Annotated in this window: 12 protein-coding genes; 8 read left to right on the top strand and 4 right to left on the bottom strand. The window is 62.7% G+C overall.

Going from position 1 to position 14,551, the window contains the following annotated elements:
* Positions 1 to 479: 479 nt before the first annotated feature.
* The 4 genes from gyrB to dnaA are packed head-to-tail and all read right to left on the bottom strand — an operon-like array spanning position 480 to position 6,483.
* Complete coding sequence (gene gyrB, locus V5A19_RS05155; RefSeq protein ID WP_332317445.1) at positions 480 to 2,909, bottom strand: DNA topoisomerase (ATP-hydrolyzing) subunit B; 2,430 nt, start codon at positions 2,907 to 2,909, stop codon at positions 480 to 482.
* On the bottom strand, positions 2,910 to 3,974 hold the full coding sequence (recF, locus tag V5A19_RS05150) for a DNA replication/repair protein RecF (protein WP_332317446.1): 1,065 nt from the start codon (positions 3,972 to 3,974) through the stop codon (positions 2,910 to 2,912).
* A 44-nt stretch (positions 3,975 to 4,018) separates the two neighbouring features.
* Positions 4,019 to 5,116 (bottom strand): DNA polymerase III subunit beta, encoded by a 1,098-nt coding sequence (dnaN, locus tag V5A19_RS05145; RefSeq protein WP_332317447.1) that lies wholly within the window; start codon positions 5,114 to 5,116, stop codon positions 4,019 to 4,021.
* 23 nt (positions 5,117 to 5,139) lie between these two features.
* Entirely contained in the window at positions 5,140 to 6,483 is a 1,344-nt protein-coding gene (dnaA, locus tag V5A19_RS05140; RefSeq protein ID WP_443081392.1) for a chromosomal replication initiator protein DnaA, read from the bottom strand.
* A 479-nt stretch (positions 6,484 to 6,962) separates the two neighbouring features.
* Here dnaA and rpmH point away from each other — a divergent pair, with 479 nt between their 5' ends.
* From rpmH to V5A19_RS05105, 8 genes are all read left to right on the top strand, one after another.
* Entirely contained in the window at positions 6,963 to 7,097 is a 135-nt protein-coding gene (rpmH, locus tag V5A19_RS05135; protein WP_332317449.1) for a 50S ribosomal protein L34, read from the top strand.
* A 23-nt stretch (positions 7,098 to 7,120) separates the two neighbouring features.
* Complete coding sequence (rnpA, locus tag V5A19_RS14305) at positions 7,121 to 7,459, top strand: ribonuclease P protein component (RefSeq protein WP_443081498.1); 339 nt, start codon at positions 7,121 to 7,123, stop codon at positions 7,457 to 7,459.
* Positions 7,452 to 7,664: a membrane protein insertion efficiency factor YidD gene (gene yidD, locus V5A19_RS05130; protein WP_332317450.1), complete on the top strand. Its 213-nt coding sequence runs from the start codon at positions 7,452 to 7,454 to the stop codon at positions 7,662 to 7,664. The genes rnpA and yidD overlap by 8 nt, the downstream gene beginning before the upstream one ends.
* Positions 7,665 to 7,700: 36 nt before the next feature.
* Positions 7,701 to 9,404: a membrane protein insertase YidC gene (gene yidC / locus V5A19_RS05125; RefSeq protein WP_332317451.1), complete on the top strand. Its 1,704-nt coding sequence runs from the start codon at positions 7,701 to 7,703 to the stop codon at positions 9,402 to 9,404.
* Positions 9,401 to 10,720, top strand: a complete 1,320-nt coding sequence (gene mnmE, locus V5A19_RS05120) for a tRNA uridine-5-carboxymethylaminomethyl(34) synthesis GTPase MnmE (RefSeq protein WP_443081393.1) — start codon at positions 9,401 to 9,403, stop codon at positions 10,718 to 10,720. Before yidC ends, mnmE begins: the two co-directional genes overlap by 4 nt.
* A 9-nt stretch (positions 10,721 to 10,729) precedes the next feature.
* On the top strand, positions 10,730 to 12,601 hold the full coding sequence (gene mnmG, locus V5A19_RS05115; protein ID WP_332317453.1) for a tRNA uridine-5-carboxymethylaminomethyl(34) synthesis enzyme MnmG: 1,872 nt from the start codon (positions 10,730 to 10,732) through the stop codon (positions 12,599 to 12,601).
* Positions 12,602 to 12,747: 146 nt separating this feature from the next.
* Positions 12,748 to 13,527 (top strand): ParA family protein, encoded by a 780-nt coding sequence (locus V5A19_RS05110; RefSeq protein ID WP_332317454.1) that lies wholly within the window; start codon positions 12,748 to 12,750, stop codon positions 13,525 to 13,527.
* Positions 13,524 to 14,393 carry a ParB/RepB/Spo0J family partition protein gene (locus V5A19_RS05105; protein WP_332317455.1) on the top strand — a complete coding sequence of 290 codons (870 nt, stop codon included), beginning with the start codon at positions 13,524 to 13,526 and terminating at the stop codon, positions 14,391 to 14,393. The genes V5A19_RS05110 and V5A19_RS05105 overlap by 4 nt, the downstream gene beginning before the upstream one ends.
* Positions 14,394 to 14,551 lie beyond the last annotated feature (158 nt).

Raw genomic sequence — 14,551 nt, 5'->3', positions numbered from 1 at the left:
TTTCGCGGTAATCGGCCATGCCCAAAGGTACCCCGTACCTGATCAAGGACGCTACTCGCCGGGCGATCTGGGACCCCTTTTCAGGAAGAAGGGGCGGCCCGCTTTCCGTGTCCATCCCACGGGCGCATCCCTAACTGCCTTGCAGCCGAGCCGGCCGCCGAGCGACTCCTCGGGCATCGAGCCTTTAACGGCGTCCGGGCGACCAGGGCCAATCCGGAAGCGCCCCAACGCCCAATCCCGGGGGAGCTGAGCCAGCCCCCTTCCTGTCACCGCCGGACCCGGGGCCATCCATTGGGGCGATCTGCCCCGTGCCGCCTTGAGGGGTTGCCAGTCCTGGCCGAGATGGCCCGGCCTACCTTCCTGCCTGACCGCTAACTATCCGGGGGAAGGCCACCCTCGGGCCTAAAATGGCCGGGGCAAGACCCGGCCATTGACATACGACTTTGTCTAGCAAGGCGGGCGCCATTGATAGGAAAGCATCAGACGTCGAGGTTTTCCACTTCCAGGGCGTTGGCCTCCAGAAATGCCCGGCGGGGCTCGACATCGTCGCCCATGAGGGTGGTAAAGATCTGATCGGCCCCCACTGCGTCCTCGATCTGGACCTGGAGCATGCGTCGAGTCTCTGGGTTCATGGTGGTATCCCACAACTGATCGGCGTTCATCTCACCCAGGCCCTTGTAGCGCTGGACCGAGAGGCCGCGCTTGCCCTCCTCTAGTAGCCAGTCCACCACCTGGCCGAACTCCTCGACCTCCTTTTCCCGTTCCCCCCGCCGGACCCGGGCCGGGGGCTCAAGGAATCCAGCCAAATTGCTCGCCATCTCCCTGATACGGGTGAACTCCGGCGATTCCAGGAATTCCCGGTCGATAACGGAGCGGGTGGCGGTGCCGTGCTCGTAGCGCTGAATAACCGCCTTGTAGCCGCCCTGGTCGGGATCTTCCAGGATCTGGAGCTGGGCGTGAACGTCCTCACCCCCTGTTTCGGTAAGGCGGGTAACCACCGGCTCCAGCCCAGATCGGAGGTCGGCCTCCTTTTGGCAGGCCTCGGGGCCAAGGTCCGGTAGATCAAGGAGGGCTTGGAGTAAGTTGGGGTCGTAGCGCCGGCTCAGCCGCTCGAAAAGGCGCTGGACATCCCGGTAGCGCCGGGCCAGATCCAAAAGCCGGTTGCCCTCGATGGGCTCAGGGGTTTCCGGACTGGGGAAAAGCTGGGCCCCCTCAAGGGCGTTCTCGAACAGGTACTCTTCCAGGGAGGGCTCGTCCTTGATGTAGGTTTCCTTCTTACCCCGGGTAACCTTGTATAGCGGCGGCTGCGCGATGAATATGTGACCCCGTTCCACCAGGTCGTACATCTGGCGGTAGAAGAAGGTGAGCAGCAGGGTCCGGATGTGAGCGCCGTCGACATCGGCATCGGTCATGATGATGATGCGGTTGTAGCGCAGCTTCTCCGGATCAAAGTCCTCCCGCCCGGCGCCGGTGCCCAGGGCGGTGATCAGGGTGCCGATCTCCTGGTGGGAGAGGATCTTGTCGAAGCGGGCCTTCTCCACGTTCAGTATCTTGCCCCGCAGCGGCAGGATAGCCTGGAAGCGCCGGTCCCGGCCTTGCTTGGCGGAGCCCCCGGCGGAATCGCCCTCCACCAGGTAGAGCTCGGCCTCCGAAGGATCCTTGGTTTGGCAATCGGCCAGCTTGCCGGGGAGGTTAGCGGTCTCCAGCGCCCCTTTGCGGCGGGTGAGATCGCGGGCCTTGCGGGCCGCTTGGCGGGCCCGGGCGGCCTCCACCACCTTGGCGGCGATGGCCTTGGCTTCCTTGGGGTGCTCCTCCAGGTAACGGGTCAAGACATCGTTAAGGACCGTCTCCACCACATTCTTAACTTCGGAGGAGACTAACTTGTCCTTGGTCTGGGCGCTAAACTTGGGATCCGGGACTTTCACCGAGATGACCGCCGTTAGGCCCTCGCGGGCGTCCTCCCCGGAGGTCTGGACCTTCTCTTTCTTGGCCATCCCGACGGATTCGATATAGGTGTTCAGGCTCCGGGTCAGGCCGGTCTTGAAACCCGAGAGGTGGGTGCCCCCATCGGCCTGGGGGATATTATTGGTGTAGCAGAAGACGTTTTCCTGGTAGGACTCGTTCCACTGCAGGGCGATCTCGACCTCGATGCCTTCCCGCTGCTCCCAAACGTAGATGGGGCTCGGGTGGATCGGATGCTTGTGCTGATTGAGGTGGTCGACAAAGGAACGGATGCCGCCCTCGTAGGCGAAGCTTTCGTGCTTGTCGGTACGCTCGTCGCTGAGGGCGATGGCCACGCCGGCGTTGAGGAAGGATAGCTCCCGCAGACGCTTGGCCAGCAGATCGAAGTGGAAGCGTGTATCGGAAAAGACCTCCGGGCTGGGCTTGAACTGGATCGTGGTGCCGGTAATCTCGGCCTCGCCTACGGCGGCGAACTCGGTGGCCGGCTCGCCCATGCGGAACTCCTGGTGATAGGTCCGGCCTTCCCGGCGGACGGTCAGGCGCAGCCACTCGGAAAGGGCGTTAACCACCGAGACCCCGACGCCGTGTAGACCCCCGGAGACCTTGTAGCTGCTGGCGTCGAATTTCCCCCCGGCGTGGAGACTGGTCATGATCACCTCCGCCGCCGGCCGATCCTCCTCCTCGTGCCAGTCCACCGGGACACCCCGGCCGTTGTCGGAGACAGTGACAGAATCATCGGGGTGGATGCTCACCTCGATACGGTCGGCGTGGCCGGCCAAGGCCTCATCGATGGCGTTGTCTACCACCTCGAACACCATATGGTGGAGTCCGGTGCCGTCGTCGGTATCCCCGATGTACATGCCGGGGCGCTTGCGCACCGCCTCCAGGCCCTTGAGGACCTTGATGCTGGTGGAATCGTAGGCCTGCTCTGTCTCCGTCTCGGACATTCAGTCGCTCCGCTCGATCGATCCTTCGCGCACCCGGAAGGTGGCCGCCGGTGTGGCGGCGGCAGGGAGAGGGCAGAGGGCCTCTTCGGTGCTAGTCACAAACACCTGCTCCCCGAATCGCTCCAGAATGTTCATGGTTGCCGCTCGCCGATCTTGGTCCAATTCCGAGGCCACATCATCGAACAGGAAGATCGGGGCGTCGCCGGTTTCCTCGGTCACCAGAGCCAGCTGGGCCAGGTGCAGGGCCAGGATTACGGCCTTTTGCTGCCCCCGGGAGGCCCGCTCCCGAGCGGGGGCGCCGTCCAGGGTCAGCAACAGATCGCCCCGGTGCGGCCCCACTCGACTGGTGTCGGCATCCCGCCTGCGGTCCCGTTCGAGGGCCTCCCCCAGCTCCAGGCCTTCCGGCCAGCCCCGGTCCAGAGCCATGGCCAGTTCGCCGAAGCCCCCTAGCTCCCGGAACAGGTCGGCCGCCCGGTTCTCCAGGCGCTGCACGTAATCAGCTCGGCGGCGGGTCATCGCTTCCCCGGTGAACGCCAGCTCCGCCCCCCAGGGATCGACCCCCGGCGGGCGCCCCTTGAGCCAGCGGTTGCGCTGCTGGAGGGCCCGCCGATAACGGCGAGCGAGCTGCAGGTAATCGGGTTCCACATGGAACAGGCCCCAGTCCAGGAATCGGCGTCGCTCACGGGGCCCGCCGTCCGCCAACCGATGGCCCTCCGGGGTGTACTGGACGGTTTTGAGCACTCCCGCCAAGGCCGCAAAGCTCGAAACGGTCGCCCCATCCAAACGCATCTCCCGCCCACCTCGAGCCAGCCGAGCCCCCAAACGGTGTCCGCCCCCGCCGTCTACCTCGACGAAAAGGGTTGCCTCCTCGGCCCCTTCCCGGCGAAGGCCCACCGGACCGCCCTGGCGGAAGGACCGGCCGCTTGCCAGGTAATGGATGGCCTCAACAACGTTCGTCTTGCCGGCGCCATTGGGGCCTATTAGGCGGTTGAGGCCGGGAGACGGCTCCAAACGGGCGCCTTCGATGTTACGGAAGTCCCCGATCTGGAGCCGCTGAATGACCACAACCTCTCCGAAGCTGGGGTAGGGGCAAGACACCCCGCGGCTGGCTATAGCCGCATGGGCATAATGACATATTTTAGGGTGGAATCGTCGGGGGGGACCACTAGGCAGCTGGATTGGGGATCCCAGAGGTGGAGGACCACCCCTTCCGTCGGAACCGCTCCCACCGCCTGTTGCAGGTATTCGACGTTGAACCCGATTTCAGTGGCCTCACCGTCATAGGTCACGGGGACCTCCTCCGTGGCTTGCTCCTGATCCGGGTTTTCGGCCGATAACTCCAGCACATCGGCACCGGGGGCCAACCGAATACCGTGGGTCTTGCGGTTCGACAGGATAGCGATCCGGCGCAGGGACTGCAGCAGGACCTTGCGGTCCGCCACCAGATGGTTGCCGTCGGGTTCCGGTATGACGCGGCGATAATCGGGGAACCGGCCCTCGATCAGCTTGGTGGTGAAGGTAACCGCGGGGAGGTCGAAACGCACGTGGTTAGGGGTAAAGGCCAAGGAGACCGGATCTTCGGTATCGGCAAGAAGCCGTTCCAGCTCCTGGACCCCCTTGCGGGGCAGGATCACCCGGATCTCTTCCGGGGCCTCGGCGACCTCCCGGTCCATTAGCGCCAGGCGATGACCATCCGTGGCCACCGCCCTTAGGTTGGTTCCCGTCCATTCCAGGAGGATGCCATTGAGGTAGTAGCGGACGTCGTCCCTGGCCATGGCGAAGGAGGTCCGCTCCAACAGGGCCTTTAGCCCTCCCTGGGGCAAGGTTACCTGATACTGTTGCTCGCCCAGCTCCAGCCTGGGAAATTCCGCCGGCTCCAACCCAGCCAGATTGAACCGGCCCCGTCCGGCCAATGCCTTTATCCGGTCGTCCTCACGGGTGACCTCGATGGTGGTGCCATCGGGTAGGGAGCGGACGATGTCCAAGAATTTCCGGGCGGGAACCGTTGCCTCGCCGCCTTCGTCCACTTCCCCGTGGCATTCCGCTTTTAGCTCCACCTCCAGGTCGGTACCGGTGAGGCCCAGCCTCCCGTCAGCGGCGCTAAGATGCAGGTGGCCCAGGATAGGCAAGGTCTGACGGCTTTCCACCACCGAAGCCGCCGGTGTCAGACTACTCAGAAGATCTTCTTTGGTGCATCGAACGTGCACGGCATCCCCCTTCCGTCGCCCCCCTAGCCCGTCAGGACGCGCTTAAGGTTGTTGATATCTTCCCGCAGACGGGGATCCTCCCGTTCGCGCTCATCGACCTTGCGGCAGCCATAGAGCACGGTGGTGTGGTCCCGTCCCCCGAAGGCTTCGCCGATTTCGGGCAAGCTGTGATCGGTCAAGTGCTTGGCCAGGCTCATGGCCACTTGGCGCGGGATGGCGATGGCCCGGGAACGCTTCTTGGAGCGCATGTCCGAAACCCGAATGTGATAATAGTTGGCCACCGTCTTTTGGATGTTTTCGATGGTTATCAGCCGGGTCTGCAGCTCCAACAGGTCGGCAAGGGCTTCCTTGGTTAAATCCATGTCTACCGAGCGTCCCAAAAACCGTGCATGGGCCAGCACGCGGTTAAACGCCCCCTCCAGATCCCGGACGTTGGACTGAATGCGCTCCGAGATGAAAAACGCTACCTGCTCCGGTAGGTCTACACCGCTCGAGGCCGCTTTGCGCATGAGGATAGCCATCCGGGTCTCCAGTTCCGGCGGTTCGATAGCCACGGTCAGACCCCACCCGAAGCGGGACCGCAGGCGCTCCTCCAGCCCTTCAACTTCCTTAGGGTAGCGGTCGCAGGAGATGCCGATCTGGCTGTTCAGATCCATTAAGGTATTGAAGGTATGGAACAGTTCTTCCTGGGTGCGATCCTTTCCCGCAAAAAACTGGATATCGTCGATCAAGAGCACGTCCAGGCTCCGATAGCGCTGATTAAACTCCTCTATGGCGTTGTGCTGAATCGAGCGCACCATCTCGTTCACGAACCGGTGGGCGGTTATATACCGAACCTTGGCCTCCGCCTCATGTTGGCGGACTAGGTTGCCTATGGCCTGCATAAGATGGGTCTTGCCCAGGCCGGTACCGCCGTAAATGTAGAGGGGGTTATAAGCCCCACCCGGGTTTTCCGCCACCTGCCGAGACGCAGCCAGCGCCAACTGATTGGATTTACCCTCCACGAAGGTTTGGAAGGTGAACTGGGCATCCAGCATGTCCCGGGCGCGGTTGGCCCGCGGGCTCTCCTTTTGCTCAACCGGCGCGGCTTGCCGCGTCGGGGCTTCAGGCTCGGCCTCCGGGATTTCGGCGACCTCAAGGTCCACTGCCAAACGACCCTCGCTAAAGTGGTCCACCAACTCGGCGATACGAGCCAGGAATCGCTCCCGGATCCAATCGTAAAAAAAGCGGTTGGATACCCGCAGGGTCAGACCATTGTTTGCTTCCTCCGCCTGGATGGGCCGGATCCAGGTGTTGAACTGCTGCGATGAGAGCTCCTCACCCAGCCGTTCTAGACACAGCTTCCAAATCGATGAATCCACCAACAACCACCCCCAAGCCTTGGTTACCCGACTACCTGCCACTAGCAAGGTGGGGATTCTAACGCAAAAGGTACCCCGAGGGTCGAGCCATACCGTGGCGCCACCAATCCCCAGAACCTGGGGAAAACCGGGTATAGGCTGTGAACAAATCGGTAGGTTTTCCACCGACCTAAAGATTCGGCTCGATTATCCCCAAATCGCCAACGCCAATCCCGCACCTTATACCCCGGGATACCCACAATCCAAAGCTAAGGCAAATTATGGCTTATCAATTTACTAAAAGATTTATCCCCAACCGGCCCTAGCCTCTAATAAGTAACGACAAGGTGTATAGAGAACCCAAACCCTTATTAGCCTTGCCTTAATGTGCCCAAGGGACCGGACCAAGGGACCTCCGAGAATTGACAGAATCCCATCCAAACCGTATTTTTGACTGTTTTTCTGACGTTCCCCAGCCACCGAACGGGTGAAAACGAGGCAGGATCATGAAACGCACCTTCCAGCCCAGTCGCATTCGCCGTAAACGGCGCCACGGCTTCCGGGCCCGAATGGCCACCAAGGGGGGCCACCGAATCATCAAAAACCGGCGGGCCAAAGGTCGCAAGCGGTTAACCGCCTAAGCGAGGCATCCGGACATCGGGCCGTGTCGGAGGTGTTTCCACAGACCGACCGACTTAAAGTTCCCCAGCAGTTCCGGCAAGTCTTCGAGGAAGGACGTAAGCAAGTTGGGCGTTATTTCGTCACCTTTGCCCGACCTAGCCAAGGCGGCCGGTCTCGCTTAGGTCTCGCGGTTAGCCGGAAAGTGGGAAATGCCGTTTTGCGTAATCGGGTAAAACGGCTAGTGCGGGAAGAATTTCGTCGCCACTGGGCTTTCGGTAGCTTGGACGTCGTGGTGGTTGCCCGGACCGCGGCTGCTGAAGCCAGCCGGGATGCGCTTATCGAGGATCTTTACCGAATCTGGCAGCGGCTCGCTAATGGTTAAAGCCTCGGTCGTTTTCCTAGTGCGGGCTTATGCTTGGCTCATTAGCCCCTGGTTTGGCCGTAACTGCCGGTTCCAGCCCACCTGTAGCAATTACGCCGTCCAGGCCCTGGAACGGCACGGTGTTCTGCGCGGCAGTTGGCTCGCCCTCCGCCGTATCCTTCGATGCCACCCCTTCCACCCTGGGGGCCATGACCCGGTTCCTTAGACGGGCATCCTCCTTTATCGGCAGCGCACGAGGCTCATGGATACCAAACGTTTCCTGCTCGCGATTGGACTGACCCTGCTGGTCTTGTGGCTCTACGAGACTTGGCTGGAATACCAGTATCCGGAATATTCCCAGGGTCAGCAGGTTGCCGAGCAGGAGGCGGAAGAGGAAGCCAAAAGGCAATCCGCCCCCGATGCTCGGGATTCCGCCGGGGCCTCGGCGGAATCCGGGGACGAATCCCGTTCCGGCGCCGATGTCCCCAAAGTAAGCCAGAACCAAGAAGAATCGAGTCCTGCCCAGCCGGCTGAAAGCTTGGGTTCCGCCCCGGGGCCCAGCGTAAGCACCGACCTCCTCCGGGTGGTGTTTGGCAAGCGCAGTGGCGACCCCATCCGAGCGGAAACCCTCCGGCATCGTCAAGACGACAAAGCGGGAAGCCCGCCGGTGGCTGTGCTCCAGCCTGAGGGTCCTCAGGTAGTGGTGGTGGAGAGCGGTTGGCAGGCTCAGGAGCTGCCGGCCCCCGGCCGTGATGCGGATTTCACCACCGACGCCTCCGGGGAGTTGGGCCTGGACCCGGGCCAAGACCGGATTGCCGTAAACTACACCCATACCCGGGACGGGCTGGAATTCCGCAAGACCTACCGATTGCGCCGGGGCTCGTATCAGGTAACCGTTGATTACACTGTAATCAATCGCAGCGATGCGCCGTGGCAGGGGCACCTTTTTGGCCATGTGCGCGAACGGGGAAGCAAACCGGGGGGGAACTGGCTTCTTGCGGGGTTCAGCTACGACGGCCCGGTGGTGTTCACCGGGGAGGACATGCAGACGTACAGCCATGATGCCCTCCTGGAACGGCAAGGGCAGGGTTTTCAGAAACGGGATCCCGACGGCTGGGCCGGCATCATGTCCCGGTATTTCCTGGCCGCATGGCTGCCCGACAGCGGGCAGGATAATCTCATCTATGCCCAGGCCTCCGGGCCCGATAGCTTCGCCGGATACTCCTCCCCCTTTCCTCGGGTCGCTCCCGGGGACAAGGTCAGCGTTCAGGAAACCCTTTACCTGGGTCCCAAGGAACAGTCGGTACTCAACCAAGTTGGACGCAACCTGCGCCGGTCCGTTGACTACGGCATCCTTTCTTTCCTCGCCATCCCCCTGTTCGAGGTCCTGCAGTTCTTTCACGGCCTGGTGGGCAACTACGGCTTCGCCATTATCTTGGTGACTCTTCTCATCAAGGTGATCTTCTTCCCGCTTTTTTCCATGAGCTATCGGGCCATGGCCAAGATGCGCAAGGTCCAGCCCGAGCTTCAGCGGTTGCGTGAGCAATACGGCGACGATCGCCAGAAGCTCAACGAAGAAATGATGCGGTTGTATCGGGAGGAAAAGGTCAATCCCTTGGGCGGCTGCCTTCCCATCCTGGTGCAGATCCCCGTATTCATCTCGCTGTACTGGGTGCTGCTGGAAAGCGTCGAGATCCGGCACGAGCCCTTTATCCTTTGGATTACGGATCTAACCAGCCAGGACCCGTTTTACGTTCTGCCCGTCCTTATGGGTGCCTCCATGGTGGTCCAGCAACTGATGAACCCGGCACCCCTTGATCCCATCCAGAAGAAGGTCATGCTGGCCTTGCCTGTGGTTTTCACCCTGTTCTTCATGCAGTTTCCTGCCGGGCTGGTCCTGTACTGGCTGTCAAATAACCTTATCTCCATAGGCCAGCAGTGGTGGATCATGCGCAAAATCGGTTGAATCCGCGAACCATAGCTGCTATCGCCACCCCGTCGGGAAAGGGTGGGGTAGGAGTGGTGCGTGTCTCCGGGACCAAGGCCCTGGCCGTGGGTCAGGCCGTATCGGGCCGTCGGACCTTTTCACCCCGTTATTGCCATTACGCCACTTTCCGGGACGCCAGCGGTAGTCCCCTCGACGAGGGCCTGGTCATTCATTTCCCTGGGCCCCATTCCTACACCGGTGAGGATGTGGTCGAGTTTCAAGGTCACGGGGGGCCGGCAGTCATGCAGGGCCTATTGCAGGCCGCTTTGGATGCCGGGGGGGAAATGGCGGAACCCGGGGAATTCACCCGGCGCGCCTTTCTTAATAATCGTTTGGATCTGTCCCAGGCCGAATCCGTAGCCGCCCTCATCGAGGCCGATCACCGTACCGCTGCGCGAGCGGCCATCCGGTCCCTGGAAGGGGAGTTCGGCCATTTGGTAAACGGACTTGCCGATGAGCTTACCCAGCTTCGGGTCTTCGTCGAAGGCTCTCTGGACTTCCCCGACGAGGACATCGACTGGCTTGCCGAGGCCGGCATGCTGAAACGGGTGGATGTTCTGCAGGGGCAGCTCGAGGCCCTGCGGCGCCGGGCCGCCACTGGGGTGAGGCTGGGGCAAGGCTTTCAGGTAGTTTTGGCAGGGCGTCCCAACGCCGGCAAGTCCAGTTTGCTTAATGCCCTTTCCGGGCGGGAGTCGGCTATCGTTACCGAGCGTGCCGGGACTACTCGGGATATTCTGCGAGAGTCCGTTGAAGTGGCGGGGTTCCCCGTGGAACTGGTGGATACCGCCGGCTTGCGGCAAACCGAGGATCTCGTGGAAGGGGAGGGCGTGCGTCGAGCTCGGGATCTGGTGGCCCATTCCGACTTGGTCCTTTTTCTGGTGGATGCTGGGCACGGATGGACCGAAACCGACGATACGGAATGGTCCCAGCTGCCTGAGGATCGGCGGGCCGTGGTTTGGTCCAAGGTGGATCGGGGGAGACCTGCTACGGGGCAAACGGCTGTCTCCACGGTGTCGGAACCCGGGCTGGAACCGGTGATCCAATTGCTGCGAGACCGGCTTCAGGAAGGTTCTGCCGGGGATGCCCTAGCCGCCCGGCAACGCCATCTGGATGCCCTGGATCGAGTCCACGGGCACGTGGTGGCCGCCCGGAGGACCCTGGCCGACTATGGAAGCGGTGATCTGGCCGCTCAGGATCTACTGTGGGCGCAGGAGGCCTTAGGGGAAATCACCGGCCATATGCATTCCGATGAACTGTTAGGTCGCATCTTCGCCACCTTTTGTATCGGTAAGTGAGGGACCGGCATGACCAGGCAGGAGTATGACCTGATCGTGGTTGGCGGCGGGCATGCCGGGGTGGAGGCGGCCACCGCCGGGGCCCGTATGGGCGCAGCTACCCTGCTGGTGACCCACAATCTAGACACCATCGGCCAGATGTCGTGCAACCCCGCGGTGGGCGGGCTGGGCAAATCCCAACTGGTGCGGGAGGTGGACGCCATGGATGGGCTCATGGCCCGGGCTGCTGATCGGGCCGCCATCCAGGTTCGGGTTCTTAACCGGCGCAAGGGGCCAGCTGTTCGGGCAACCCGTGTTCAGACGGACCGGCTGGAGTACCGTCGGGCGGTGCAGGGGGCGGTGTTGCAACAGGAAGGGCTCGAGCTGCTTCAAGCCAGCGTGGAACGGATCCGCATCCAGGCCGACCGGGTGAGAGGCGTGGTCCTTCAGGGTGAGGAAACCATCGACGCCGAGTCCGTAGTCCTAACCACCGGGACCTTTCTTGCCGGCGAGGTCCATCGGGGGCGGAACCAGCACAGCGCCGGCCGGGCAGGGGAAGCGCCTTCCCTGGGCCTGGCCGAATGGCTGCGGGCCCAGGGGTTTCACGTGGAACGCCTCAAGACCGGGACCCCACCCCGGTTGGACGGCCGCTCCATCGACTGGCAGCGCTTGGATGTCCAGCCCGGAGAGGAACCGCTTCCAGCCCTTTCCGCCCTGCCTCCGGGAAAGCGTTTGCCCCAGGTACCCTGCCATCTGACTTACACCGTCCCCCAGAGCCATAAGGTTGTCGCCGGTGCCCTTGAGGAATCGCCCATCTATTCGGGGGCCATCGACAGTTCCGGGCCCCGGTACTGCCCCTCAATCGAGGACAAGGTGGTTCGCTTTGCCGATCGCGACCACCATACCGTATTTCTAGAGCCGGAAGGCCTCCATACCCCGGAGGTCTATCCCAACGGTATCTCCACGAGCCTGCCGCGCTCCGCCCAGGAAGACCTGGTTCGGACCATTCCCGGGCTGGAGGAGGCCCGGATCACCCGCTACGGCTACGCCATCGAATACGACTTCCTCGACCCCCGCCAGCTGGACCCGACCCTGGCCCTCGGGGCGTGCGAGGGATTGTTCCTCGCAGGTCAGATAAACGGCACCACGGGCTACGAGGAAGCCGCCGCCCAGGGGATGCTCGCCGGCATCAATGCCGTTTTAAGGGTCCAGGGAGAAGGCGGATGGTACCCCCGCCGGGACGAAGCCTACCTGGGGGTGCTTGTGGACGACCTTACTTCCCGTGGTGTGGACGAGCCCTACCGGATGTTCACGTCCCGGGCTGAGCACCGCCTTATCCTAAGGGAGGACAACGCCGACACCCGCCTCACCCCCTTAGGCTGGGACCTAGGCGTGGTGAGTGAAGCTCGTTGGCAGCGCTCCCAAAGGGTGGCAGCCGACCTTCAGGCACTGATCGCCACCCTGGAAGGGCGGTGGATTGATCCCCAGCAGGTGGACACGGCTTTCGCCCAGGGCGTGCTTGGTACCCCCCTGTCCAAGCCCAGCCGTTTGGCCGACCTGGTGCGCCGGCCCCGGGTTGGCCTAGCCGAGGTGGTCCAATTATTCCCCGACGCGGGGCTGGAGGTTTACGACCCGGAGGTGCGTAAGCGGGCCGAAATCGAGGTCAAATACGCGGGCTACATCGAACGGGACCAAGCGGAGAACCGGCGGCTCAATGCCGAATTGGAGCGTCCCATGCCGGAAGGGCTGGATTACCGCCAAATCCGGGGGCTATCCAACGAGGTAGTGCAGCGCCTGGAGGCGGCCAGGCCGCGTACCCTGGATCAGGCCGCCCGCATCCAGGGGGTCACCCCGGCTGCCCTCAACCTGCTGCTGGTCCACGCCAAGCGCCTAGCAGGTTAGGCGCCGAAGCCAAGGTTCGGCTTGGCGGAAACGGTCGGCGGGGCGTACCCTATCAGCATCCCCTAGGGCGACAGGTTCCACGTGGAACCCAAAGCAGGTACGGCGGACCCCGCGAACCCCTTTCAGGTACCCGAAAAGGAGGGCCCATGGCCAAGGTGATCGCTGTAACCAATCAGAAGGGGGGCGTGGGTAAAACCACGACATCGGTCAATTTAGCGGCCTCCCTGGCGGTGGCGGAACAACGGATCCTGGTGGTGGATAATGATCCCCAGGGCAATGCCACCATGGGCCTGGGCTACGACAAGCGGGCCCAGCATGTCACAACCTACCAGGCCTTGATGGGGGAGGTGCCCATTCGCCAAGCCATTCTACGGACCGAGGCCAATGGGGCCCGTGGGCCCGATTTGGTTCCCGGCAACAGCAACCTCTCGGGGGCTGAGGTGGAGCTTGTCGATCAGGACAGCAGGGAACGCCGGTTGCGGCGGGTTTTGGCCGAAACTCAGGAGGATTACGACTACATCCTCATCGATTGCCCCCCCTCGCTGAACCTGCTTACGGTGAACGCCCTGGTGGCGGCCCACTCCGTGCTCATCCCCATCCAAACCGAATACTACGCCCTCGAGGGCCTGTCACAGCTAATGGAGGTGATCCAGAAGATCCGGCGGCGCTCCAATCCGCAGCTGCGTATCGAGGGCCTGCTGCTGACCATGTTCGACAACCGCAACAATCTGGCCAATCAGGTCTCGGAAGAGGTCCGCAGCCACTTCGGCCGCAAGGTCTATGAGACCATGATCCCGCGCAATGTGCGCCTGGGCGAAGCCCCTAGCTACGGCATGCCGGTTATCTACTACGACGCCCTGTGCCGGGGATCCCGCTCCTATATGGATTTGGCCAACGAAATCATGGATCTGGGGGTGCCGGCATGAGCAAGCGCCGACTCGGGCGAGGCCTCGACGCCCTGTTGACCGAGGACCCCGGGGACGACGAATCCTCGGAAGGCGTTGGCTTCCAGGTCCTACCGTTGGACATGATCCGGCCGGGGGCCTTCCAGCCCCGTCAGCACATGGAGGAAGCAGCCCTTCAGGACCTAGCGGAGTCAGTCCGGACCCAGGGCATTGTTCAGCCGGTATTGGTCCGCGCCAGCGAGGAGGGCGGCGAATACGAGCTAATCGCCGGCGAGCGGCGTTGGCGAGCGGCCCAGCTAGCGGGGCTGGAGACCATACCGGCCATAGTCCGGGAACTGAGCGACGACCAGGCCTTGGAAATTGCCCTGATCGAGAACATCCAGCGCGAGGAGCTCACCCCGGTGGAGGAGGCGCGGGCCTTCGAGCGTTTGACCAAGGAGTTCGGCCTGACCCACGACGCTCTCGCCGAAGCGGTAGGGCGCAAGCGGGCTACCATATCCAACACCCTCCGTCTCCTGCGCCTTCCCTCCGAGGTCCAGAAGGCCCTGGAGGAGGGCGACCTGCGCATGGGGCACGCCCGCGCCCTGTTGGCTTTAGAGGGCGACGAACGCCTGGGCGAGGTGGCCCACGAGGTGGTTAAAAAGGGGCTTTCGGTAAGGGCGACCGAGGACAGGGTACGCAAAGTCGCCAAGGAACCGGGGCCGCGAGAGAGCGCAGCTAAATCGGCGGCCAACCGTAAGGATCCCGACGTGGAGCGTTTGGAGCGAGACTTGGGGGAGCGCCTCGGCGCCAAGGTCCGCATTACGCAGCGCCAGAATCGGGGTCGCGTTGAGATCGAGTACAGCTCTCTAGACGACCTGGAAGGCATTGTGGCTAAAATCGGCTAATACCCGGGAGGTAGGTCCTCCGGATGATTGACTTTCAAGACCCTCCACCTTAGTATCCGCAGCGACCTCAATTAGCAGACCCAGCTACGGGGCGGCCCCATCCCGCGGCCCTAAAGGGCGTGGAGCGCGAGGGAGGTAAGTTCGTCTGCTGTGGGCGC

The organism is Thiohalorhabdus sp., assembly GCF_036628635.1.
Lineage (GTDB): Bacteria > Pseudomonadota > Gammaproteobacteria > Thiohalorhabdales > Thiohalorhabdaceae > Thiohalorhabdus.
Note: the sequence above shows the minus strand (reverse complement) of the source record. Positions and strands in the feature narration are given on the sequence as shown.